We start from the raw sequence: 22,344 nt of genomic DNA on the forward strand, positions 1-22,344 counted from the left end.
CAATGGAACGAATTCCAACACGCGAGGCTTGTGCCCGCACCCTAGTGGAGCTGGGACGAGAGAATCCGGACGTGGTAGTGTTTGAGGCCGATATAGCTAAGTCCACCAAGACGCTCTACTTTGCCAAAGAGTTTCCGGACCGGTTCTTTGAAATGGGCATAGCAGAACAAAACATGCTGGGCGCTGCGGCCGGCATGGCGACAACGGGTAAGCTGCCCTTTGTAAGCACCTACGCGGTTTTCGCCAGCATGCGCGCGTGCGAACAGATAAGAACCTTCATCTGCTACCCGAACCTCAATGTCAAAATAGTCGCCAGCCATGGCGGTTTAACTCCAGGCAACGACGGGCCGACGCACCAGGCGATTGAAGACCTGGCAATCATGCGCAGCATCCCCAACATGACCGTGCTGATGCCGGCGGATGCCGTGGCCACTCGTTCCCTGGTGCGCTCGGCGGCGCAAATGCACGGCCCGGTCTATGTGCGCCTGACGCGTGATCCAGTGCCTGTCATCTATCCGGAAGACACAGTGTTCAGCATCGGCAAAGCGGTAGAGTTTCGCCCCGGCTCCGATGTCACCTTGATCGCCATCGGTGATATGGTGGCATGGGCAGCGGAAGCTGCAGAAGAATTGGCCAAGGAAGGAATCTCCGCGCGCGTGCTGGACATGCACACCTTAAAACCGCTGGATAAGGAAGCAGTGGTCAAGGCCGCGCAAGAAACCGGCGCGCTGGTTACCGTTGAGGATCACAACATCTACGGTGGCCTGGGCAGCGCCGTGGCGGAAGTAGTGGCCGAGGAATGCCTTGTCCCGCTGAAACGCGTCGGTATCCCCGATACCTTTGCGGAATCCGGGGAATATGAGTTGCTCCTAGAGAAGTACGGCTTGGGGATAAAAGATATCAAGCGGGCGGCTGAGGCTGCACTTAGCAAGAAAGTGTCATAGAAAGCCGTACTGCAAGAGTCTCTCGTGCAAGTCGTGACAGCCCCAGTGAGGGAGGTGAAATTGGAAAAACGTTGCATCGGCATTTCAACGTAGGGGGGGACTATTTTTGAAGGCTGCTGTGATACCGGAACCTTATAAAATTGAGCTTCAAGAAGTGCCTGACCCTGGCCTGCCTGCAGAAGATGAAGTCTTGATAAAAGTGTCGGTCACAGGTATCTGTGGTTCGGAAGTGCATGCCTTCAGGGGCACACACCCGTGGCGCGTTCCACCAGTCATCTCAGGGCATGAAATGGCTGGCCAGGTTGTTCAAGTGGGGGCCAAGGTGACGTCTGTCAGCGTCGGTGACAGGGTTACGGTAGAACCACACGTGGGTTGTGGCACTTGTTACTACTGCAAGGCAGGTTTGTACAATCTTTGCCTTAAGAAAAGGATTCTCGGTACCCCAGAGTGGGTAGGGTCGTTTGCGGAGTACATTAAGGTTCCTGAGAAAACAGTCCTTAAGTTGCCTGATCAAGTGGACAATGAACTGGGCGCGCTTACGGAGCCTCTAGCGGTTGGCATGCATGCCATACGTGTAGCTAACCTACAGCCTGGTGAGACAATTGTAGTCTTGGGCGCTGGACCAATCGGCTTGGCTGTGGTGTTGGCGGCACGCTTGGCCAGAGCTGGGACCATTGTCGTAACGGACGCGATGGATTTCAACCTTCAAGTTGCTAGACTATTAGGAGCCGACCGCGCTCTTAATATTAAGACAGAGGACATCGCAGGCACGGTAAAGGGCGACACTGGCGGGCTTGGAGCAGATTGTGTTGCTATTGCTGTTGGATTAGAGCCAGTTCTTAAGCAAGCTTTGCAGTTGGTAAGGCGAGGAGGGCGCATTGTAGAGATCGGGTTGTTTGATACTGCACCTCGAATTGAGATTAGCAAGCTACAAGTGGGTGAAATTGGGCTTCTAGGCTGTAATATGTACACGCGAATGGATTTTGAGCAGGTCCTGAATGCTCTGCGCACTGGATCCGTGGACGCCCGCCCATTGATTACTCATGTCCTACCGATTGAACGCGTTGCTGAAGGAATTGAGATGGTCGAGAAAAAACTTGATAATTCCATTAAGGTCCTCTTACAATTCTAACGCTAGGAGGTTAGTTACGTGAGACGTTGCTTCTATGTCAAGGCCTTTGCGTTATTGGTTACAATGGCTTTTGTGATCACTGGCTGTTCGGGATCCAAGCCGGCAGGACAAGGAACTGCGGATAAACAGCAAGAATCTGGGAAACCAATTGTACTGCGTGTGGGTCATGTGCTTTCAGAAGAGCATCCTTATCATCTTGGACTTCTGAAATTCAAAGAGCTGGTGGAGCAGAAGACGAATGGTAAAGTGGAAGTGCAGGTCTTCCCGTCGTCCCAGCTCGGGAATGAACGTGACATGCTGGAAGGACTCAAACTTGGTACACTAGAGATGGCTCTAACTGGCACTGGCGTTACGCAAAACTATCAAAAGAAGCTATCACTTTTCAGTCTACCATATATCTTCCGCGATTCAGAACATGCCTATAAAGTTGCCGATGGGCCGATTGGTCAAGAGCTCTATGGGCTGTTGGAACAAAACGGGATAAAAGTATTGGCAGCTTACGAAAATGGTTTTCGTCAAGTATCGAACAACAAACGCCCGATCAACTCTCCAGCCGACCTTAAAGGGCTGAAGATCCGCACACCGGAAGCCGAAATATACCTAGATACGCTGAAAGCTATGGGAGCCAACTCTTTTCCCATGGCGTCTGGTGAAGTTTATACTGCGCTTCAACAAGGTACCATGGATGGTCAGGAGAATGCTTTGATCCACATCTGGTACTCGAAGGTGTGGGAAGTGCAGAAGTATATTGCTATAACCAATCATATCTATGACCCGGCCCCGCTATCAATAAGCCTAAAAACGTGGAACAGCCTTCCTAAGGACATTCAGGAAGCCGTGGCAGCGGCGGCTACAGAATCTAGGGACTATCAACGCCAAGTGTATCAAGAGCAGAGCAAGGACGCTGAAAACAAGCTTCGTGAGAAAGGCATCGAGATTACTAAGCCTGATTTGGCGCCATTCCGGGAAGCTGTGCAGCAGGTCTGGCAGAAATACGAGCCAGTTATTGGTAAGGATTTGATTGATAAGGCCGTTAACACCAAGTAGAAGGCCAGACAATCGTCTGGAACCGTGCGGCCCTGGGATGCCCTTTTCCCAGGGCCGCATCACAAGTCGAAAGAAGGGGACGTAGATGAAGCAAGAGAAACCAGGTACTTTCTTGAGCGCCTGTCTGAATACAGGTGCGATAGTGACTTTGACTCTGATGGTGACCATCGTAACCGCCCAAGTGGTAATGAGATACGTGTTTCATCATTCGTTGAGCTGGGCCGAAGAAGCTGCGCGGTTCTTGCTCGTTTGGGTGGCGTTCTTGGGGACCATAATTGGACTTCAAAGGAAAGAACACATCAGCGTGGATGCTTTTGTAAGCATGCTACCACATACAATACGCGGCGTGGTTACTGCTATTTCGATTGTGATAACGGCGCTGTTTTGGACATTTCTTGGCTGGGGCGGACTGGGGCTTTGGCGCTCAGCGGCAGACCAGGTTTCTCCTGCCATGCAGCTTCCGATGTCATGGGTTTACGCCATTATCCCTATTAGCGGGCTGGTGCTGCTCCTGATTTCTTTAGACCATCTCCGGCAACTATTCCGTCCTAAGGGTAAATAGCCACTATGCCCCACTAAAGGGCAGGCTTTGACAAGCAGAGATGAGGTGAGAGCCCTATGATAGGAGTTCTGTTTGGTGCACTGGTCCTCCTGATTATTCTCAACGTACCTGTTGGGGTTGCCCTGGGTATGGCGTCTACTGCTGCGCTCTTGTTTGCGGGCACCATGCCTATTGCCTTAATCTCTCAACGCATGTATAGCGCCATGGATTCTTTTCCCTTGTTGGCACTGCCGTTCTTTCTTCTGGCAGGTAAATTAATGGAGCACGGAGGCATTTCTACCCGGTTGGTTCGTTTTGCTAGCTCATTAGTAGGACACATCCGCGCGGGTATAGCCATGGTCTCTGTCGTGACGAGTATGTTTTTTGCCGGTATATCCGGCTCTGCCGTTGCTGATACGGCGGCAGTTGGTGGGGTACTAATCCCAGCCATGTTGGGTAAGGGTTACGACAAGGATTATGCTGCCGCAGTCCAGGCCACAGCCGGATCCATTGGCGTAATTATTCCGCCGAGTGTTCCTATGGTCATATATGGGGTCACGGCTGGTGTATCAATCGGCAATCTTTTCTTGGGTGGGTTCATTCCCGGAGTACTGGTCGGCCTTTCCTTGATGGCTGTAGCGTATTTTATCGGCGGACAACGGGGATACGCAGGAGATCCACGGGCAACCTTGGCTCAGGTGTGGCAGTCGTTCAAAGAGTCAGTATGGGCACTTGTCATGCCTGTGATAATCCTTGGCGGGATTCTCGGCGGGATATTTACTCCAACGGAAGCAGCCGCCATTGCTGTTGTGTATGCAGCATTTGTGGGTTTCTTCGTTTATAAAGGCCTGACACTGGAAAAACTTCCAGATATCCTTATCGAAACAGTGGTTGGTACTGGTACTATCATGTTGATCATAGGAACGGCATCCCTTTTCGCCTGGATACTTACCAGCGCTCGGGTACCTCAGATGATTGGTGAGGCCTTTCTTGGTATATCAAGAAGCAGCACAGTCATTCTTATGTTAATCAACGTCTTGCTGTTGATCGTGGGCACGTTTATAGAGACTAATGCTGCCATTATTATGCTGGCTCCGATCCTGCTTCCATTGGTGAAGACAATGGGAGTGGATCCGGTTTTCTTTGGCGTGATGATGGTAGTAAACTTGGCTATTGGCATGGCCACACCGCCTGTGGGGGTTACACTCTTTGTCGTCTGTAGTATCACGAAACGTACAATCCGCGAGATTTTTCCAACGGTCCTTCCTTTCTTGGGGGCTATGATAGCTATCCTTATTCTGATTACGGTTTTCCCAAGCCTTGTTACGTTCATGCCCAGTGTTTTTGGCGTGTAAATGTCTCCTTTAATCACAGTAGTTTGGTGAATCCTCCCCCGTGTGGTAGAATAAAGGCAATACTTTTCGGAGGAGGGGCAGCACGGGTGACGAGGTTTACGGTGGCGCGGGAGATATTTGAGCTCTTTCCGGAGGCGTGCTTTGGCGTGGTGGTGGCCCAGAACGTGGACAACCAGGGGGAGAGCACCGAGATTACGAACCTGGTGCGTACTGAGGCGCTGGCCCTGGCCCAGGAGTTGGGCGGGACGGACGTGCGTGAGCACCCGCATGTTAAGGTGTGGCGCGAGGCCTTCCGCAAGCTGGGGCTCAACCCGAACAAGTACCCCAGCTCCATCGAGGCCCTGGCCAAGCGCACGGCGAAAAAGCCGGAACTGCCCGTGATCAACAAAGTGGTGGACCTGGTGAACGCTCTCTCCTTAAAGTACATTCTCCCCATGGGCGCCCACGACATGGCAATCCTGCCGGGCGACATCGAGATCCGCCCGGCCCGGCCGGGTGACATCTTCGTCCCCTTCGGGTCCACCGAACCGGAGCCGGTGGACGAGGGTGAGGTGGTGTACGCCACCGGCAACCAGATTCGCACGCGCAAGTGGGTGTGGCGCCAGGGGGAGAAGGCCAAGGTGGTGCCGGAGAGCCGCACGCTGTTCTTCCCCATCGACGCCTTCTACGGTGTCACGGACAAGGCGGCGCAGGCGGCCCGGGCGGAACTTGCGGCGCTTCTTGAGCAGCACTGCGGTGCCACAACGCGCGTGCTCTGGGTGGACAAAGCGACGCCCAGCGTCGATCTGCTCTAACCGCTGTCACAAGAACACTGCGGCCCGGTCACCGGTTGAAAGGCCGGATACACCTCCGGGCTGAAAAGCAAAGAGGCGGCAGGCGCCGTCTCTTTTTTCATGTGCGCCCGGCATGGGCGCTGTCTCTAGGGTGCAAGTCCCGAACGGCGAGGGTAGCAGTAGCCGTAGCTTAAGGCAAGGGTGTCCACCGCGAGGTCGGGTACCCACCGAAGGTGGGTGCTGAAGGAAGCCGGCGGCAAACCTCCGGCCCGAGGACCACGAACCCCAGGCGAGGCTAGTGGCAGCCGGATGAGCGTGCATGACAACGCAAAGTCGCGGCTCTCGAAGGCTGCCAAGAGTATATGGGGCGGGTAGATGGAGGGAAAGACAGCGTCCTTACCCGGGGCGGGGACCCACCGGAGGTGGGTGCTGTCGGTACGCCAGGGGTACTGGCAAGCCGGGTCGAGAGGCCCGGTTGAACCGGCAGGAGTCAGCAGAGGGCATAGTACCTGGAACGAAGAGCGATGCACGGCCCGGCTAGTGAGGCACTGCCAGACGAAAGAGGCAGCAAACGGATAGGCCGGACCTAAACAGCGCACACCCGGCCAGGAAAGGCCCGAACATCAAGTCAGAGGTGAACCCGATGAGTTCGCACGGAAGGCAAAGAAAGCAGAAAACCCAAGAGAGGGCCTGTCTGCGGGAGGAAGCGGTGAATACGCGGGGGACCGCAGAAGGGCGGAGCCTTTCGTCGGCACGAAGCGGAAGATCACCTCGCGAGGACCAAGGTGACGGCCTGATGGAGAAGGTGGTGGCCCGGGAGAACATGCGGGCCGCACTGAAGCAGGTCGAGGAGAACAAGGGAGCAGGCGGAATCGACGGAGTCCAAGTAGATGAACTACGCGACCTCCTGCGAGAAGTCTGGCCCCAAGTTCGAGAACAGCTCCTCCAAGGGACCTACCAGCCAAAGCCGGTCCGCCGAGTCGAAATCCCGAAACCAGGCGGAGGCACGCGGCTTCTAGGGATTCCCACCGTTTTAGACCGCCTGATCCAACAGGCACTTCTGCAAGTACTTACGCCCATCTTTGACCCGACATTTTCCGAGGCGAGCTACGGGTTCAGACCCGGTAGACGAGCCCACGATGCGGTCAGAGTGGCGCGTCGGTACGTAGAAGCCGGATACGACTGGGTCGTGGACATGGACATCGAGAAATTCTTCGACAGAGTGAACCACGACATCCTCATGGCCCGGGTGGCCAGGAAGGTGAAGGACAAGAGAGTCCTAAAGCTAATCCGCCGCTTCCTGCAGGCCGGGGTCATGCTTGGCGGAGTGGTCGTACGGACAGAAGAGGGCACCCCTCAAGGAGGTCCCTTAAGCCCGTTACTGGCCAACATCTACCTCGACGACCTCGACAAAGAGCTTGAGAAGCGGGGCCACAAGTTCGTCCGCTACGCCGATGACTGCAACATTTATGTCCGAAGCCGGCGGGCGGCCGAGCGGGTCATGCAGAGTATCCGCGACTTCCTGCAGAAACGGTTAAAACTCAAGGTCAACGAAGAAAAGAGCAGCGTGGACCGGCCGTGGAAGCTAAAGTACCTGGGATTCAGCATGTACAAGAGCAAGGAGAGAATCCTCATCCGCCTGGCTCCGCAGACCACCCAACGGATCAAGAACAAGATCCGGGAATTCACCTCCCGCAGCAAACCCGTGAGCATGGCCGACCGGATCCGGCGCATCAATGCCTACCTGGGCGGATGGCTCGGATACTTTGCCTTGGCTGAAACTCCCAGCGTCTTTCAGAACCTCGACGAGTGGCTGAGACGCCGCCTTCGCATGTGCCTCTGGAAGCAGTGGAAACGGGTTCGGACGCGCTACCGCGAACTTCGCGCACTGGGTCTACCAGAACGGGTTGTTCACCAGCTTGCCAATGCCCGCAAAGGACCCTGGCGCATGGCCCATGGGCCAATGAACAGGGTCCTGGGCATCACCTATTGGGAAGCCCAGGGCCTCATGAGTTTAACCGCACGTTACCAAAGCATTCGTCAAGCTTGGTGAACCGCCGTATACCGAACGGTACGTACGGTGGTGTGAGAGGACGGGGGCTAGCCGCCCCCTCCTAATACGTTAAACTAACTTAGGAGAACTAGCAGGGTATCGGAAAGCATAGCAGAACTTTTAACTGAGACTTGGTTTTCCGGGGAAAGGCTACCCCTCCTTGACGGCTCGACCGCTTCGAGTAGACCGTCCTTCCCCGGAACATTATTCGGGTATCACGGGTTATAGAGGGTCGCGCTGTGAGCGCCGGTGTATTAGGCCATGCCGTGCCCCGAAGCCAAGCCCAAAGAGAGGCGGGAGGTTGATAGGTGTGTTTTTCGCCGGCATCGATTGGGCCGACGACCACCACGACGTGGTCATTTTGGGTCCCACGGGATCTCTAGAAGCCGGCTTTCGCGTGACGCACTCTCTGGCCGGCCTCAAGGAACTCATAATTCGGCTTAGGGGTTTGACCGGGCGTCCAGAGGATGTTGCCTGTATCATTGAAACCCGTCACGGTCTTCTGGTTACTACCTTGCTGGAAGCGGGCTTCCCAGTCTATCCAGTCAACCCTAAGACTGTAGATCGGCACCGCAAGCCATCTCGGGCTAAGACAGATGCCATTGATGCTGCCATCCTCGCCCGGCATGGCCTGAAGGGACTCGATGAGCTGCGACTTCTTAAGCCGGACAACCCCATGATCCAAGAACTCAAGGTTTTGACTCAGGATCAGATGGCCTTAATCCAACAGCAAACCCGTTTGGTTAATCAGCTAACAGCCTGCCTAAAAGCCTATTACCCAGTAGCCCTAGAGTTCTTCACTAAGCTCCAGCAACCGGTTACGTTAGCTTTTTTGCAGGCCTACCCTACACTGGAGGCAGTTAGGGCGGCTCACACGGATGAGATCGCTGCCCTTCTGAAGAAGTTCCGGCATCCACGCCCCAATGAAACCGCGCAGCACATCGCCGTTAAGGCCCATGAGCCCCAGCTTCATGCAGATCCGGTGACTAAGCGGGCTAAGTCTAGGCTCATGCTAGCCATCGTCGCCCAGTTGGCCCCGCTTGTTGACGCTATTCGGGAATACGACAAGGCGATTGACAAGGTTTTTACCGCTCATCCTGACAACGAGATCTTCCAGAGCCTTCCTGGGGCCGGGAAGCGCCTGGCGCCAAGACTCTTGGCAGAATGGGGCGATGATCGTAACCGCTACGCCTCATATGAGAGCGTGGCTGCCCTTGCAGGGACTTCTCCTGTTCCCTTCCAGAGTGGGCGCTACAGCCGAGCCCACAAACGCTATGCCTGTGTGAAGCCTTTTCGCGCTGCTCTCCACAGCTTCGCTTGGCAGTCGACACGTACCGAGTTGTGGGCCAAAGACTACTACCTGCGCAAAAGACGTGAGGGCAAAAGTCACAGTGTTGCTGTCCGTGCTTTGTCAAATATCTGGGTTCGAATTATCCACGCCATGTGGCTTAAGCATGAACAGTACAACCCGACCGAGTTCTTGAACGCTAGGGCAGCCCACCAAGCTCGTGCAGCCTAGCATAAACAACTTTGCGCCACCACCTATTGACATAGAGGGTCTACTCGATACCCTTTTCCACACCGACTATGCCGGGCTCTCTTGGCTTGGGCATGGTCGCGAGAACTTAGGAATCACCGCTCGGGATGAACGGTGCCGAGACAGGGTAGGATGCCAACGCACAATGGTACGGCTGGGAGCGGCTGCTAGCGGCCGGAGGGCGGTGACGAGTGGGCGGCGGCCGCCTGCCCACGCTGCTTTTTCGGTATGCCCAGCGGGGAAAGCCCAGCGGCCCGGACGGCGCGCCGTACCCAGAAGGCGTCCACAACCAGCAGCAGTCCGGTGGCCAGAAAGATGGAGCGCAGGCCGAAGAGAGAGGCCAGCGCCCCGCCGGCCAGCGGGCCGATCAGGTTCCCCAACGCCACGGCGCTCGAGGTGACACCGTAGGCACGCCCGCGCAGCTCCGGCGCCACCAAGGTGCCGGTGAGGGCGTTGGCACAGGGGATGATGCCGCCCATGAAAACGCCGAGCAAAGCGCGCAGAGCGAGGAGCTGCCAGGGCGAGCGCACCAGGGCCTGCGGCAGGTAGAAGATGCCGGCCCCGAGCAGCGTGAAGAAAAGAATGCGCGTGTGCCCCACGCAGTCCCCCCGCCGGCCGAGAAAGGGTGAAGCCGCGACGTTGGCCAAGCCGGTGGCGGCGAAGATGATGCCCACCACCAGAGTCAGGTGCTCTTCGCTGCCCTGCAGGGACTTTACGTAAACCGTGAGGATCGGCTCGACGATCTGGATGGAGAACTGGGCCAGGAGCAGTACCACGAACATCTGCAGCAGCCCCGGGTTCGTTCCCACCAGCTTCATATCGGCCAAGAGCCCGCCGGAGCTGGTGCGGGAGGAGCGGACGAAGGTTTCTTTGACCAGAAAGAGGGCGAGGAGGAAAGAGAGGAAAACCATGCCTCCGGCCACGCGGAAGACCATGCGAAAGCTCAGGAATTCGCCCAAAAAACCGCCCACCAGAGGCCCCACCACGGTGCCGGCCACCTGACCCGTCTGGAGAAACCCCAAGGCGTAGCCCAGGTGCTCATCCGGCGTGCCGGTGGCCACGATGGCCACCGACGCGGCGATAAAGCCGCTCAGGCTCCCCATGAGCACGCGCGCCACAAGGAGCTGTCCCACCGTGGCGGTGTAGCTCATCAAGTAGTTAAAGATGGCAACGGCAAGAAAAGAACGCAGGGCCATCAGTTTGCGGCCGTAACGGTCGGCCAGCGAGCCCCAGAGGGGTGAGAAAAGGGCCTGCGTGAGGAAGTTGCCGGAAAAAAGAAGGGCCGACCACATAGCTACGGCATCCTGGTCGGTGACCCCCAGTTCCTCCACGTAAAGAGGAAGAAAAGGAAGGATCAAGGTGGTGGCCAGCATGCCGAAAAAGAGCGCCGTCCAGAGCACATAAAGGTTGCGCCGCCAGAACATGTCCTACACTCCTTTAGGCCGTAACCTGGACGATTTCGCCGCCGGTAAGCTTCTGGAGCTGCTCCAGCGTTACAGGTACGGCCGAGTGGGGCGTGCCGGCGGCGGCATAAACCACCGGAAAACGGGCCAAGCTCCGGTCCAGGAGCACCCTCAGGGGGTGCGGCAGCGCAAACGGGCAGACACCGCCCACGGGGTAGCCGGTAACCCGCTCCACTTCCGCCGGCGTTGCAAGGCGGGGTTTGCCGCCGGCCACGGCCTTGAGCGCTCCGGCTTTGATCTTCACGTCGCCGGCGGCCACCACCATGATATACTGGTCTCCGACGCGAAAGAGGAGCGACTTGGCGATCTGGCCCACCTCCTTGCCCAGGGCTGCGGCCGCCGCTTCGGCGGTGGCGGTGTCGGCGGGGGTGGCGATCACCTTAAGCCCGAGCCCGAAGCTATCGAGCCAGGTCTGAATGCGTTCGTGGGGATCCATTCTGGGCGAACCTCCCTGCTTGTCTTTACTTAATCTTAACCCTGGCGATGAGAAAAAGCAACGGTGCCGCGGTGCGGGCGGAGGACTTGAACCAGGGGCTGCCAGGATAGGATTTACTCCTCCGGCAACGAAATGTATTACAGATAAAGTGTGCTAGGGGAGGAAAAGAATTGTCATTGCGTAAAGTGTTTCCGTTACTGGCGGCCGTTTTAACCCTGCTGGCGGTCGCCGCTTCCGCCCTGGCGGCGCCGGGCACTGTGATCTACCAGGAAAACCGAGTCGAACCGGTGGCGCCGGGGATCACTTATGAACAGTCTTGGGAGTTTACCCCGGCCGGGTGGCTGAAGCTCCATGTGCTGCGGGCGGATCTTAGCCGCAGCGATGTCCGGGTGGACCTGATGCTTCCCAGCGCCGGCCTGGCCGCCGGCGAGCGCCTGAGCCAGATGGCCCAGCGCGCCGGGGCGGTGGCGGCCATCAACGGCGACTTCTTTTTCGGGCGCGGCTTCGGGACGCCCATCGGCCCGGTGGTGAAAGCGGGCGAACTTCTTTCCAGCCCCTCCAGGCGCCACGACCTGGCCGCCTTCGGCCTGCGGCGCGACGGGAGCGCCCTGCTGGCGCACTGGAGCTTTCAAGGAAGCGTGGTGGCACCGGACGGGACCAGTTTTTCCGTAGCCGGTTTCAACAAGCCGGGGGAAAGCTACCGTGAACTTTATGCCTACGACGGCCGCTGGGGTCCCACCACGCCGGCGGGCGTCACCCAGGACGGCCTGGCGGCGGTGGTGAGCGGCGGGCGGGTAACGCAGCTGCTGCCCGCCAACGGCGGCGTGGCCATCCCGGCCGGGGCGATGGTGCTGGTGGGCGCCGGGCCGGCGGCGGAGTTTCTCTCCGCCCACCTACCTGTGGGGTCCCCGGTTGAGCTGCACCTTAGCACCACACCTTCCTGGCAGGACCTGGCCTGGGCCCTGGGTGGAGGCAGCGTGCTGGTGCAGGATGGGCGCATTGTTCCTTTCACCCACGAGGTGAAGGGCACAAGTCCCCGCAGCGCCGTGGCGCTCAGCCGGGATGGACGGGAGCTCCTTTTGGTGGCGGTGGACGGCCGGCAGGAGGAAAGCCGCGGCCTCACCCAGGCGGAGTTTGCGGCCCTCCTGCTCAAGCTCGGGGCCTACCAGGCCCTAAACCTGGACGGGGGTGGTTCCACCACCGTGCTGGCCCGGCTGCCCGGCGAGGCGGCGGCGGGCTTGGTGAATCGTCCTTCCGATGGTGTAGAACGGCCGGTAGGCGACGGCATCGGCCTCTTTACCGCAGCGCCCCAGGGGGAGCTGGCCGGCCTCACCCTCAAGGCAGCCGACACGCGCGTGGTGCTGCAGGGTAGACGCAGCCTCACCGTTAAGGGCTTCGATGCCAACTACAACCCTGTGCCGGTGGATGTGGCTGAGCTCAAGTGGCAGGTCGAGCCGGCCGGCCTGGGGACGGTGAAGGACGGCGTGTTCACCGCTGCGCGGAGCGGCCGGGGCAAGATTGTGGCCAGACTGGGCGGTGCCAGCGGCGAACTGCCTATTCAGGTGATCGGCCCGGCCTACCGCCTGGAAGTGGCGCCGGCGCAGCTGACGCTGGCGCCCGGCCAAGCGGCGCCGCTTACGGTTTACGCCCGCGACGGGCAGGGCTTTCGCGCCCTTTTGGACCCGGCCGATGTAACCTGGCGGGTGCTGGGCGAGGTGGGCACGGTGGCCGGCGGCAGGCTTACCGCCGCCGGCACGCCTGCCAGCGGGGCACTTGAGGCCCGCTTTGCCAACCTCAGCGCCCGCACCCTGGTGAGCGTGGGCGCGAGCGAGAAGCCACTGCTTTACTTTGAACTCCTGCAGGGCATCTCCTTTGCCGGCTACCCGCAGGAGGTCAAGGGGGGCATCGCCCTGGCCACCTTCCCTGAACCCTTCCACGGGCACAACCATTCCCTGCGCCTGGAGTACGATTTCACCGCCGGCAGCGGGACGCGGGCGGCCTACGTGGTGTTCGACAAGGGCCTGGCTCTGCCCCAGTACACGGAAAAGCTGGCGCTTTGGGTGTACGGCGACGGCCGGGAGCACTGGCTCCGCGCCCTGGTGGCGGACGGCAGCGGGCGCGAGTTCCCGGTGGACCTGGCCCGGAGCGTGGACTGGAGCGGCTGGGAGCGGGTGGAAGGGGTGCTGCCGGCGGGGACGGGCCCCTACGTGTTGAAACGCATCTACCTGGTGGAGCCGGATGCCGGCAAGAAGGACGCCGGGCGCATCTACCTGGACGATCTCACCGCGATTACAGCCTTGCCCTTCAAGGGCGACCTGGCGCGCCCGCAGCGCCCCCTGCCCGATCCTCACTACACCAAGGCGCCGGCTGCCGGCAGCCAGCGCTTCCTGGTGGCCGCCGCCCTGCCGGCGCAGCCGGAAGGGCTGAAGTGGCTGCCGGGTCTGAAGACGGCGCTGAAGAAAAACCAGGTGGCCTTCCTGGTAAGCCTCAGCCCGCTGACGGAAGCGGCGCGCTCCAGCTGGGAGAAAGCCCTGGGCATCCCCATTAAGACCACCGGCGCGGCGGCACGCTGGGAGGCAGGCGCGGCCACCTTTTACACCCTCAAGGCTGCCGGGGGCTCGCTGGTCCAGGGCGACGGCAGCCAGTGGCAGTGGCTGCAGAGCGACCTGGCCGCGCTTAAGGGCAGGCGGCAGGTGTTTGTCTTCCTGGACCGTTACCCCTTCCCCGGCGAAGACGGCTTCAGCAGCCGGCCGGAAGCCGAGCTCCTGCGGCAGCGGCTCGCCGAGAGCAGGGAGCGGCTGGGGGCCACCGTCTGGACCTTTAGTCCCGGTGCCGCCAGCGGCACGGCCTGGGAGGATGGGGTGCGCTACCAGCGTCTAGGTGCGGCCGCACCACCGGCGGCACCGCACCTCGCGCTGGTGACCCTAAGCGGCAACAAGGCGACCTACACCGGGCTCAAGCTGTGACTGTTCACCTTCTTTGTCCCACCCCCTGTAAAGTCGCCGGGGCTGATGTATAATAAGGGGGTACAGGTACAAGGAGGGGTTCTACCTTGGCAGTGCTCTCGGAGCGCGTCCTGGCCATCTTCTTTCTCACCGCCGTTATCCACGCCGTGGACACGCTCTCTTATTCGGTGCGTATCTCAGGCATCCGGACCAAGCGCCTGGCTCTCGCGCTTTCTCTCTTTAACATCATCGTTCTGGTTTCACGCACAGCCAACATGGTGCAGGCGCCGCTTCTGGGCTCGGTGGTGGACCGCGCCATCAACACCCACGAGCTCGGGCCCCTGCCCTGGGTTTTCCGCTTTATCATCTTCGCGGCCACCACGGGGAGCCTGGTGGGGGCGGCGCTCATCCCGACCTTTGTCAACGTTTTTGTGCGCGCCATCCGTCACCTGGAGAACGCCGGTTCGGTGCCGCGCCTCCTCTACCACGGTATTTCCCGTCACGGCATGCGCACGCTCAAAGAAAGCGTCACCGTCCCGCACGTGGCCCAGGCCAGGCGCCACCTGGACGTGGGCAACCTGCCGCGCCTCTTCCTTATCCTGAACGTGTTCATCACCTCCGTTTACACCATCGGCGTGCTGGCCTCCATTTACGGCGGGGTTCTCCTGCCGGCCTACCGGCTGACGGCCAGCCAGCTGTCGGGGCTGATTAACGGGGTGGCCACCATCCTCTACGCCCTGCTGGTGGACCCGCAGGCGGCGCTGATCACCGACCAGGCCCTGCAGAACCTGCGGCCGGCCCGGGATGTAACGAACATGGTGGTCTTCCTGGTCCTAGGCAAGGTGACGGGAACGCTCCTCGGACAGGTGCTCTTTTTCCCGGCGGCGCACCTGGTGGTCCTGGCGACGCGCGCGCTGGCCGCGCATTAGGTTAAGGCCGTTCCTTTTTGGTGATACTTCCTGGTGGGAAGACCAAAAGGGGGAAGAATAAGGTGCGCGGGCTCACCGTCAAGCAGATGGCCGCCCGGCTGCGGCTCTACCGGCGCTGCCGCGAGGTGACGGCGGCGTTGCAGAAGACGAAACGGGCGCAGTGATGCAGGCAACATTAGGCCGAAAGGCCTTTTTTCCTTGCCAAAATTAGCTAGGAATTAGCCCTGCCCAGGGCGAATACTATGAGCGGAGGCGAGTGTATGCAGGCCGCAGAGCTGGCCCAGGCCATCAAGGCAGTCCTTATGGTGGGGGATACCATCGGCTTCGAACCGGACGCCGCCGTAAACCCGGCGCACCGCTACCGGATCATCGGCACTACGGGCAACATCATCAAGTTCTTTGATGATGGGGGGCAGTTTCACCTGCTGTCTTTTGCCCAACTGGCGGAGTTTGCCCAGGAAGGCCGTCTCCTGCTCAATGGGAAGCCGTATACACCCAGGGGGTAGCTAAAAACCAGGTACCAGGGAGGCTGGTTGCAGTTCTAGCCGGCCTAAAGTCCCAGACGGGCGTTGACTTGCGTCACGCTTTTGTGTATGGTGTAAGCAGGTTGGCAAAGCTCACGAGGAGGTGCGGATATGCCACTTTTCTTTCCTTACTACTACGACCCGTATATCATCATCGTACTGCCGGCCATTCTCCTGGCCATGTATGCCCAGTTCAAGGTGCAGGGCACCTTCCAGCGCTACCTCAGGGTGCGTTCCGCCAGCGGCATGACCGGGGCCGAGGTGGCCCGCGAGCTCCTCAGGAAGCGGGGGCTGGAGACGGTGCGGGTGGAGGCCATTCCCGGCACCTTAACCGACCATTATGACCCGCGCGACCGTACCCTGAGGCTGTCACAGCAGGTTTTCTACGGCGACTCGCTGGCGGCCCTGGGAGTGGCCGCCCACGAGACAGGGCACGCCATCCAGCACGCCACCGACTACGTGCCGCTGAGTGTGCGCAGCAGCCTGGTGCCGGCCGCTAATATCGGCTCACAGCTGGGCCTGCCGCTGGCGCTCTTCGGCTTCTTCTTCCAGAGCGGCTTCATGCTCCAGCTGGGCATTGTCCTCTTCAGCGCCGCGGTGCTCTTTCAGCTGGTGACGCTCCCTGTGGAGTTTAACGCCAGCTCGCGCGCCCTGGCGCTGCTCGAAGGACAGGGTATCCTGGCCCGGCAGGAAATGGCGGGGGCACGGGCTGTGCTCAGCGCGGCGGCGCTCACCTACGTGGCCGCCACCCTGGCGGCGGTGCTGCAGCTGGTCCGCCTGCTGCTCTTGGCCGGTTTTCTCGGACGGCGCAACGACTGACAGGGTGCTGGAAATGGAGTTAAGTTGGCAGGAACGGGAAAGGGTCACCCTTTGGTGACCCTTTCTCTGTGTGGGACTGGCCCGCTTTTTTCGGCGGTCAGCTGCGGACCATCTGCTGGCCGCAGCAGACGCCCGGCGTGCTGGAAGTGGCGCCGCAGTTGGGACAGGTGTAGGTGCTTTGGACGCTCATGGGCTGGCCGTGGCAGTAGTCGGGCAGGCGGGATTGACGGCCGCAGACGCTGCAGACGTAAGTCACGCTTTCACCTCCAAAGAATCCTTCTTCTTCCATAGCATGCCCGAAACAGGCAATAATCAGCCATCGGAAGGAAGATTTATCACCGGCCTTGCCGGAAGCAGGTGTTGCCGGGAAAAGTGGAGAACATGAAGGCGAGGGACGTGAGCAGACCGGCTATGTAGGGAGGAAGGTGGGGTTGTGCTCAAGGTATTAACCTGTGATTACTGGAATACCCTGGTGCGCGAGAAGGGGTCCGAAACCACCGGCCGGGTGGTGATGGAGCGGCTTACGCGGATTTTGCGCGCGTACGGCCAGGAAAGGCCGCGGGCGGTGGTGGCGGAGGCCACCGGCGCCTGCCGCGACCTGGTGATGGCGGGCCAGGTTAAGGAGGGGCGGGAGACGCCCCCGGAAGAGCAGGTAGCCTGGATACTGGCGCGGCTGGGCGTTGAGCTCACGCCGGACCTCGTACAGGCGGTCCATGCGGCGTACATAACAGCGGCCTTGGAGGAGATGCCGGAACCTGTGCCGGGGGTCACGGCGGTGCTGCCGGAGCTGAGCCGGCGGCTGCGGCTGGCCGTTATCTGCAACACCGGGCGCACGCCGGGGAGCACCGCCCGGATCATTCTCGAACGGCTGGGGCTGGCCGGGTATTTTACGCACCTCACCTTTTCCAATGAGGAGGGGGTGGCCAAGCCGCACCCAGCGATCTTCCAGCGCACGCTGGCGGCCCTGGGGGTTGAGCCGCAGGAGGCCGCGCACATCGGTGACGATCCGCGGACCGATGTTAAAGGAGCCCGAGCGGTGGGGATGCACGCCCTCTGGTTCAATCCGCACGGGCGCACGGATGCGGTGCCCTGTGATTTGGAACTGCACTGCTGGGAGGACATTCTGCCCTGGGTGCGGGAAGAGCTGGGACGCGCTTAAGGAGGACAGGAAAAAATCGGTGGGGCGGAAGGAACACTGCGGGTGACGACGAATATGGTTTATAGACATGAAATCCAATTTCAATATATGAAAGGAGTGTGTCGAGTTGCTGACCCTTAAGAAGCAGTATGGCGAGCTGGCCCCTTCCGAGCGGCTCCTCCTGGGGCCGGGGCCGAGCGGGGTGGACCCGCGGGTGCTGCGGGCCATGAGCACACCGCTCCTGGGTCACCTGGACCCTGAGTTTCTCGAGATTATGAACGAAACCGGGGAACTATTGCGCTACGTCTTTCAGACGGAGAACAACCTCACCCTGGCCATGTCCGGTACCGGGAGCGCCGGTATGGACACCATCCTCTCCAACCTGCTCGAGCCGGGGGACAAGGCCATCGTGGCCGTCTGCGGCGTCTTCGGTGAGCGCATGGTGGACATCGCCGGCCGGAGCGGTGCCCAGGTGAAAGTGGTCCAGGGCGAGTGGGGCCGCATCGTCGAGCCGGAGGCGGTGGAGGCTGCCTTTAAGGAGATGCCGGCTGCCAAGCTGCTGGCGGTGGTGCACGGCGAAACCTCTACGGGGATTCTTCAACCGCTCACGGACCTGGCGGCCATCGCCCACCGCTACGGCGCCCTCCTGGCGGTGGACTGTGTGACCTCCCTGGGCGGGGCGCCTGTGCTCATCGACGAGTGGGGTGTGGACGCGGCCTACAGCGGCACGCAGAAGTGCCTGAGCTGCCCGCCCGGACTTTCGCCGGTTACCCTCAATGAAAAGGCGCGGGCCGTCCTGCAGCGGCGCAAAACCAAGGTGCCCAGCTGGTACCTGGACCTTACCATGATCGAGCGCTACTGGGGCAAGGAGCGATTTTACCACCACACTGCGCCCATCAGCATGCTCTATGCGCTGCGCGAGGCGCTGCGCATCATCGCCGAAGAGGGCCTGGAAGCGCGCTGGGCACGCCATGAGCTCAACGCCCGTGCCTTCATCGCCGGCTGCCAGGCGCTGGGCCTGGCGCCCTTCGCCCAGGAGGGGCACCGGCTGCCCAGCCTGGTCACCATACGCATCCCGGCGGGGGTGGAGGATGCCGCCGTGCGCCGTTTCCTCCTGGACGAATACAAGATTGAAATCGGCGGCGGGCTCGGCCCGGTGAAAGGCCAGATTTGGCGCGTGGGCCTCATGGGTTACAACTCCAACCGGCGCACCATCACCCTGCTCCTTACCGCCCTGGCCGCGGCGCTGAGTGCCCAGGGCCACAAGGCTTCGGCCGGCGCAGCGCTGGAAGCGGCCGACGCCGTGTACGGCGCGGGCAGGTAGGGGCCGGCCGGAAACCGCTCAGGACAAAAGAGGGACGAAAGCGCATGGCTTCCGTCCCTCTTGGCGTTTCTTTCCGGTACTAGGCCGACTTGGCGGGGAGGCCGCGCCGGGAGCGCAGCACCTGGCTGGCCACGGCCAGAGCAACCAGCACCAGGCCGGCCAGGTCGGTGTAGGCGCCCGGGATCATCAGGCCGAAGGCGCCGGCGAAGAAGAGCGCCCTCTCCACAAGGGTGGTAAGGTGCAGGAAGTAGCCCTCGGCGCCGATCCCCAGGGCAGTCACCCCTAAGATGGCGGTGACGATTGCCTGCACCAGTGCCGGGGTGTTGCGCGTTTGAAGGAGAAGGATAGGCGAGTAAACGAAGAGGAAGGGGATGATGAACCCGGCGATGGCCAGGCGCACCGCCGTCCAACCCGTCTTCGAGGGATTCGCCCCCGCGATCCCGGCGCCGGCATAGGCCGCCAGGGCCACCGGTGGGGTAAGGTTGGCCAGGCAGGCGTAATAGAAGACGAACATGTGGGCCGCCAGGTCGGGTACGCCGATCTTGATAAGGGCCGGTGCCGCCACAGTAGCCGCTACGATGTAGCAGGCGGTGGTGGGAAGACCCATGCCCAGAATAATCGACAGAACCATGGTCAGGAACATGGTAGCCAGGAGGTTGCCGCCGGCCAGCGCCAGGATGTTGTCGCCGATGGTCAGGCCGATACCCGTTAAGGTGACGATCCCTACGATAAACCCGACCACGGCGCAGGCGATGGCCACGGTGATGGCCTCGCGCGCACCGGACTCCATGGCCCGCAGCAGGCCGGCCAGGCTCAGGCGCGTCTCCTTCTTGAACCAGCTGGCGACGATGGTGATGAGGGTGCCGTAGAAGGCAGCAAAGAGCGGCGTTTTGCCGGTTAGCAGCAGGTAGACGATGGCCAGGAGGGGAATGGCAAGGTGCCAGCGCGTGCGCAGCACCTGGCGCAGGCTGGGAAGCTCACTGCGCGGCAGGCCGCGCAGGCCGATCTTCACCGCTTCGAAGTGCACCTGCACAAAATCGGCCAGGTAGTAGAGCAGGGCGGGCAGAATGGCGGCGATCATGATCTTGGCGTAGGGCATGCCGAGAAACTCGGCCATCACGAAGGCGGCGGCCCCCATAACCGGTGGCATGATCTGCCCGCCGGTGGAAGAAACGGCTTCCACCGCCCCGGCAAAGTGGGGCTTGTAGCCGATGCTTTTCATAAGGGGGATGGTAAAGGCGCCGGTGGTGGCCACGTTGGCCACGGCGCTGCCGTTGATGGTACCCAGGAGAGCACTGGCGAAGATGGCCACCTTGGCCGGCCCGCCGGCGGAGCCGCCCGCCAGGGCCATGGAGATGTCGTTGATGAACTTGGCCATGCCGGTCTCACCCAGGAAGGCCCCGAAAAGGATGAACATGAAGATGTACGTTGCCGAAACGCTGAGGGCGACGCCGAAAATACCCTCGGTCGAGAAGTAAAGGTGGTAGACGATCCGGTCCCAGGTAAAGCCGGTGTGGCCGAAGATACCGGGAATCCTGTTGCCGAAAAGGCCGTAAGCGACGAAGACGAGCGAAAGGAGCGGCAGCTCCTTGCCGATGCAGCGCCGCGCGGCCTCCAGGATAAGGAGCAACGTGACGACGCCCCAGAAGTAGTCGAAGTTATTGGCTATGCCGCCGCGCATGGCCATGGTGTCGAAGTAAAGAAAGTTATAGAGGCCGCCGATGATGCCGAGGACGGCGAAGAGGATATCGAGCCAGGTAGGCTTGTTGCGGCGTGCTGTTTTTCTGCTGGCTGGATAGAGCAGGAAAATGAGGCCGAGGACAAAGGCCAGGTGTACGGAACGCTGCTTCATCGCCTGCAGGGTGCCGAAGCCGGCCGTGTAGAGATGAAAAGCCGACATGACGATGGCGATGACGCTGATCACCTTGGCCCACACGCCGGTGTAGCGCCTGAAGCGTGACTCGGCCTGGAACTCCTCCACAATTTTACTGGTGTCCACCAGGCTGTACTCGTCCTGGTTAACGCTGTCCATCGTTCATCCCACCTTGTAAGTCATTTCACGCAAGACGGAAAGGTGGCGAATACTCGAGTTGCCTGGGACGGGTGCCCCAGGCAACTCGGGTTTGGCCAAAACTACGGCAGGCTTCCTTTCTCTCTTCTATACACCTGCACCTTATTTGACCGAAACGTCTACGTTCAGCCCTTGTTCTTTCAGGTATTTGGCTGCGCCGGGGTGAAGGGGAACCGTCATGCCGTTGAGGGCGTTCTGGATGGTCATCTCTTTAGCGGCCTTGTGGGCGGCCACCAGTTCATCATGGTGATCGTAAAGGGCTTTGGTCAGGTTGTAAACCAGATCATCGGGCAGGTCGGCCCGGCAAAGCAGCAGGTTGGAGACGGCCACGGTGTGCACGTCCTTGTCTTGGCCCTTGTAGGTGCCGGCCGGAATGACCACCTCGAAATACCAGGGGAATTTCTCGGTAATCTCTTTAATCTTCTCGGGTTCGAGAGAAATCACCTCAACGTCCGCCGAGGCACAGGTATCCATGACCGCCGCCGTCGGCAGTCCGCCGGCGATCAGGTAGGCATCGCCCTGGCCGTTCTTCAAGAGGTCGGAGGCGGCGTTGTAGTCGACGAAATCGGCCTTTACGTTAACCTCACCCTTGTCCTTCATGTAGTTCAGGCCGTAGACGCTGAGGATCTCGCGGCTGTTGATTTCCGTCGCGCTGGCCACGGCACCGGGGGCGAAGCGCTTGCCCTTCAGGTCGGCCACGGACTTGATGCCGGCGCCCTTGCGGGCCACAATCTGCATTACGTTGGAGTAGAGGGCCGTCATGGCGCGAAGCTCCGGATAGGCCTTCCCCTGGAACTGCTCTGTGCCCTTGTAACCGTAATAGGAAACGCCGTTCTGCCCGAAGGCGATCTCGGCCTGTTTGGCCCGCATCAGCTCGATGTTCTGCGGTGTGCCGGCTGTGGCCTGAGCGGAGGCTTTAACACCCGGTACGTACTTGTTCCAGACCTGCGCGAACGCACCGCCCAGCGGGTAGTACACGCCGCCGGTCGTTGCGGTGGCGATGTTAAGCGTGATTTCCTTCTGCCCGGCACTCTGCTGCCCCTGGTCGCCCTTGGCTTCCTGCTTGGGCGCGCTGCTGCACCCGGCGAGGAGGGCGACCAAAACGATGAGAACAAGGCTGATCTTCAGCCATTTGGACCTAAACATGCTGACTTACCCCCTCACTTTAACTGAATTAAATACAAGATTATGCTTTACTTCATAATCACCCCCCTTGAGCCACCTTTACCAACACACAGACAAACAGCCCCTGACAATAAAGTGACAATTTATTGGATAATATCTCTTGTATTCGCCGTAAAATGCCTAATTCC

20 protein-coding genes are annotated in these 22,344 nt (G+C 60.3%); 15 read left to right on the plus strand and 5 right to left on the minus strand.

The window, feature by feature from the left end:
- Positions 1-2 precede the first annotated feature (2 nt).
- The 8 genes from K5554_RS04610 to K5554_RS04645 all read left to right on the plus strand — a co-directional run bounded on the left by K5554_RS04610 (position 3) and on the right by K5554_RS04645 (position 9,364).
- On the plus strand, positions 3-944 hold the full coding sequence (locus K5554_RS04610; RefSeq protein WP_221039967.1) for a transketolase family protein: 942 nt from the start codon (positions 3-5) through the stop codon (positions 942-944).
- A gap of 106 nt (positions 945-1,050) precedes the next feature.
- Positions 1,051-2,076, plus strand: a complete 1,026-nt coding sequence (locus K5554_RS04615; RefSeq protein WP_221039968.1) for a zinc-binding dehydrogenase — start codon at positions 1,051-1,053, stop codon at positions 2,074-2,076.
- An 18-nt stretch (positions 2,077-2,094) separates the two neighbouring features.
- Entirely contained in the window at positions 2,095-3,123 is a 1,029-nt protein-coding gene (locus tag K5554_RS04620; protein WP_221039969.1) for a TRAP transporter substrate-binding protein, read from the plus strand.
- A gap of 85 nt (positions 3,124-3,208) precedes the next feature.
- A complete protein-coding gene (locus K5554_RS04625; RefSeq protein WP_221039970.1) occupies positions 3,209-3,685 on the plus strand; it encodes a TRAP transporter small permease in 477 nt (158 codons plus the stop codon).
- 56 nt (positions 3,686-3,741) lie between these two features.
- Positions 3,742-5,019, plus strand: a complete 1,278-nt coding sequence (locus K5554_RS04630; protein ID WP_221039971.1) for a TRAP transporter large permease — start codon at positions 3,742-3,744, stop codon at positions 5,017-5,019.
- A gap of 86 nt (positions 5,020-5,105) precedes the next feature.
- Positions 5,106-5,813, plus strand: a complete 708-nt coding sequence (locus K5554_RS04635; RefSeq protein WP_221039972.1) for a B3/4 domain-containing protein — start codon at positions 5,106-5,108, stop codon at positions 5,811-5,813.
- Between the two features lie 775 nt (positions 5,814-6,588).
- Positions 6,589-7,845 (plus strand): group II intron reverse transcriptase/maturase, encoded by a 1,257-nt coding sequence (ltrA, locus tag K5554_RS04640; protein WP_370636950.1) that lies wholly within the window; start codon positions 6,589-6,591, stop codon positions 7,843-7,845.
- 310 nt (positions 7,846-8,155) lie between these two features.
- Positions 8,156-9,364: an IS110 family transposase gene (locus K5554_RS04645; protein WP_255565581.1), complete on the plus strand. Its 1,209-nt coding sequence runs from the start codon at positions 8,156-8,158 to the stop codon at positions 9,362-9,364.
- A 185-nt stretch (positions 9,365-9,549) separates the two neighbouring features.
- Here K5554_RS04645 and K5554_RS04650 read toward each other — a convergent pair whose 3' ends face one another.
- Positions 9,550-10,806 carry an MFS transporter gene (locus tag K5554_RS04650; protein ID WP_221039974.1) on the minus strand — a complete coding sequence of 419 codons (1,257 nt, stop codon included), beginning with the start codon at positions 10,804-10,806 and terminating at the stop codon, positions 9,550-9,552.
- Positions 10,807-10,819: 13 nt separating this feature from the next.
- The gene (locus K5554_RS04655; protein WP_221039975.1) at positions 10,820-11,281 is read right to left on the minus strand and encodes a YbaK/EbsC family protein; all 462 of its coding nucleotides are present in this window, start codon (positions 11,279-11,281) and stop codon (positions 10,820-10,822) included.
- A gap of 170 nt (positions 11,282-11,451) precedes the next feature.
- On the opposite strand from K5554_RS04655, the gene K5554_RS04660 reads away from it, so the two are divergent.
- From K5554_RS04660 to K5554_RS04680, 5 genes are all read left to right on the plus strand, one after another.
- Entirely contained in the window at positions 11,452-14,247 is a 2,796-nt protein-coding gene (locus tag K5554_RS04660; protein ID WP_221039976.1) for a phosphodiester glycosidase family protein, read from the plus strand.
- A gap of 92 nt (positions 14,248-14,339) precedes the next feature.
- On the plus strand, positions 14,340-15,155 hold the full coding sequence (locus K5554_RS04665; RefSeq protein WP_221040520.1) for a lipid II flippase Amj family protein: 816 nt from the start codon (positions 14,340-14,342) through the stop codon (positions 15,153-15,155).
- A gap of 17 nt (positions 15,156-15,172) precedes the next feature.
- A complete protein-coding gene (locus K5554_RS04670; RefSeq protein ID WP_221039977.1) occupies positions 15,173-15,319 on the plus strand; it encodes a hypothetical protein in 147 nt (48 codons plus the stop codon).
- Between the two features lie 96 nt (positions 15,320-15,415).
- Positions 15,416-15,661: a hypothetical protein gene (locus K5554_RS04675; protein ID WP_221039978.1), complete on the plus strand. Its 246-nt coding sequence runs from the start codon at positions 15,416-15,418 to the stop codon at positions 15,659-15,661.
- Positions 15,662-15,790: 129 nt separating this feature from the next.
- Positions 15,791-16,498 carry a zinc metallopeptidase gene (locus K5554_RS04680; RefSeq protein WP_221039979.1) on the plus strand — a complete coding sequence of 236 codons (708 nt, stop codon included), beginning with the start codon at positions 15,791-15,793 and terminating at the stop codon, positions 16,496-16,498.
- 97 nt (positions 16,499-16,595) lie between these two features.
- Here K5554_RS04680 and K5554_RS04685 read toward each other — a convergent pair whose 3' ends face one another.
- Positions 16,596-16,754: a hypothetical protein gene (locus tag K5554_RS04685; protein WP_221039980.1), complete on the minus strand. Its 159-nt coding sequence runs from the start codon at positions 16,752-16,754 to the stop codon at positions 16,596-16,598.
- 177 nt (positions 16,755-16,931) lie between these two features.
- Here K5554_RS04685 and K5554_RS04690 point away from each other — a divergent pair, with 177 nt between their 5' ends.
- Together K5554_RS04690 and K5554_RS04695 are read left to right on the plus strand one after the other, a co-directional pair.
- Entirely contained in the window at positions 16,932-17,657 is a 726-nt protein-coding gene (locus tag K5554_RS04690) for an HAD family hydrolase (RefSeq protein ID WP_221039981.1), read from the plus strand.
- Positions 17,658-17,763: 106 nt separating this feature from the next.
- Entirely contained in the window at positions 17,764-18,960 is a 1,197-nt protein-coding gene (locus K5554_RS04695) for an alanine--glyoxylate aminotransferase family protein (protein WP_221039982.1), read from the plus strand.
- A 79-nt stretch (positions 18,961-19,039) separates the two neighbouring features.
- Here K5554_RS04695 and K5554_RS04700 read toward each other — a convergent pair whose 3' ends face one another.
- Positions 19,040-20,992 carry a TRAP transporter permease gene (locus K5554_RS04700; protein ID WP_221039983.1) on the minus strand — a complete coding sequence of 651 codons (1,953 nt, stop codon included), beginning with the start codon at positions 20,990-20,992 and terminating at the stop codon, positions 19,040-19,042.
- 141 nt (positions 20,993-21,133) lie between these two features.
- Positions 21,134-22,177, minus strand: coding sequence for a TAXI family TRAP transporter solute-binding subunit (locus K5554_RS04705; RefSeq protein WP_221039984.1), 1,044 nt, complete (start codon positions 22,175-22,177; stop codon positions 21,134-21,136).
- Positions 22,178-22,344: the final 167 nt, after the last annotated feature.

The sequence above is a fragment of the Gelria sp. Kuro-4 genome, assembly GCF_019668485.1.
In the GTDB taxonomy this organism is placed as follows: Bacteria; Bacillota; DTU030; order DUMP01; family DUMP01; genus DUMP01.

Coding starts and splice junctions, on each gene's coding strand:
- K5554_RS04610 (WP_221039967.1), top strand. CDS start 3: ATGGAACGAATTCCAACACGCGAGGCTTGTGCCCGCACCCTAGTGGAG.
- K5554_RS04625 (WP_221039970.1), top strand. CDS start 3,209: ATGAAGCAAGAGAAACCAGGTACTTTCTTGAGCGCCTGTCTGAATACA.
- K5554_RS04630 (WP_221039971.1), top strand. CDS start 3,742: ATGATAGGAGTTCTGTTTGGTGCACTGGTCCTCCTGATTATTCTCAAC.
- ltrA (WP_370636950.1), top strand. CDS start 6,589: ATGGAGAAGGTGGTGGCCCGGGAGAACATGCGGGCCGCACTGAAGCAG.
- K5554_RS04650 (WP_221039974.1), bottom strand. CDS start 10,806: ATGTTCTGGCGGCGCAACCTTTATGTGCTCTGGACGGCGCTCTTTTTC.
- K5554_RS04655 (WP_221039975.1), bottom strand. CDS start 11,281: ATGGATCCCCACGAACGCATTCAGACCTGGCTCGATAGCTTCGGGCTC.
- K5554_RS04675 (WP_221039978.1), top strand. CDS start 15,416: ATGCAGGCCGCAGAGCTGGCCCAGGCCATCAAGGCAGTCCTTATGGTG.
- K5554_RS04680 (WP_221039979.1), top strand. CDS start 15,791: ATGCCACTTTTCTTTCCTTACTACTACGACCCGTATATCATCATCGTA.
- K5554_RS04700 (WP_221039983.1), bottom strand. CDS start 20,992: ATGGACAGCGTTAACCAGGACGAGTACAGCCTGGTGGACACCAGTAAA.
- K5554_RS04705 (WP_221039984.1), bottom strand. CDS start 22,177: ATGTTTAGGTCCAAATGGCTGAAGATCAGCCTTGTTCTCATCGTTTTG.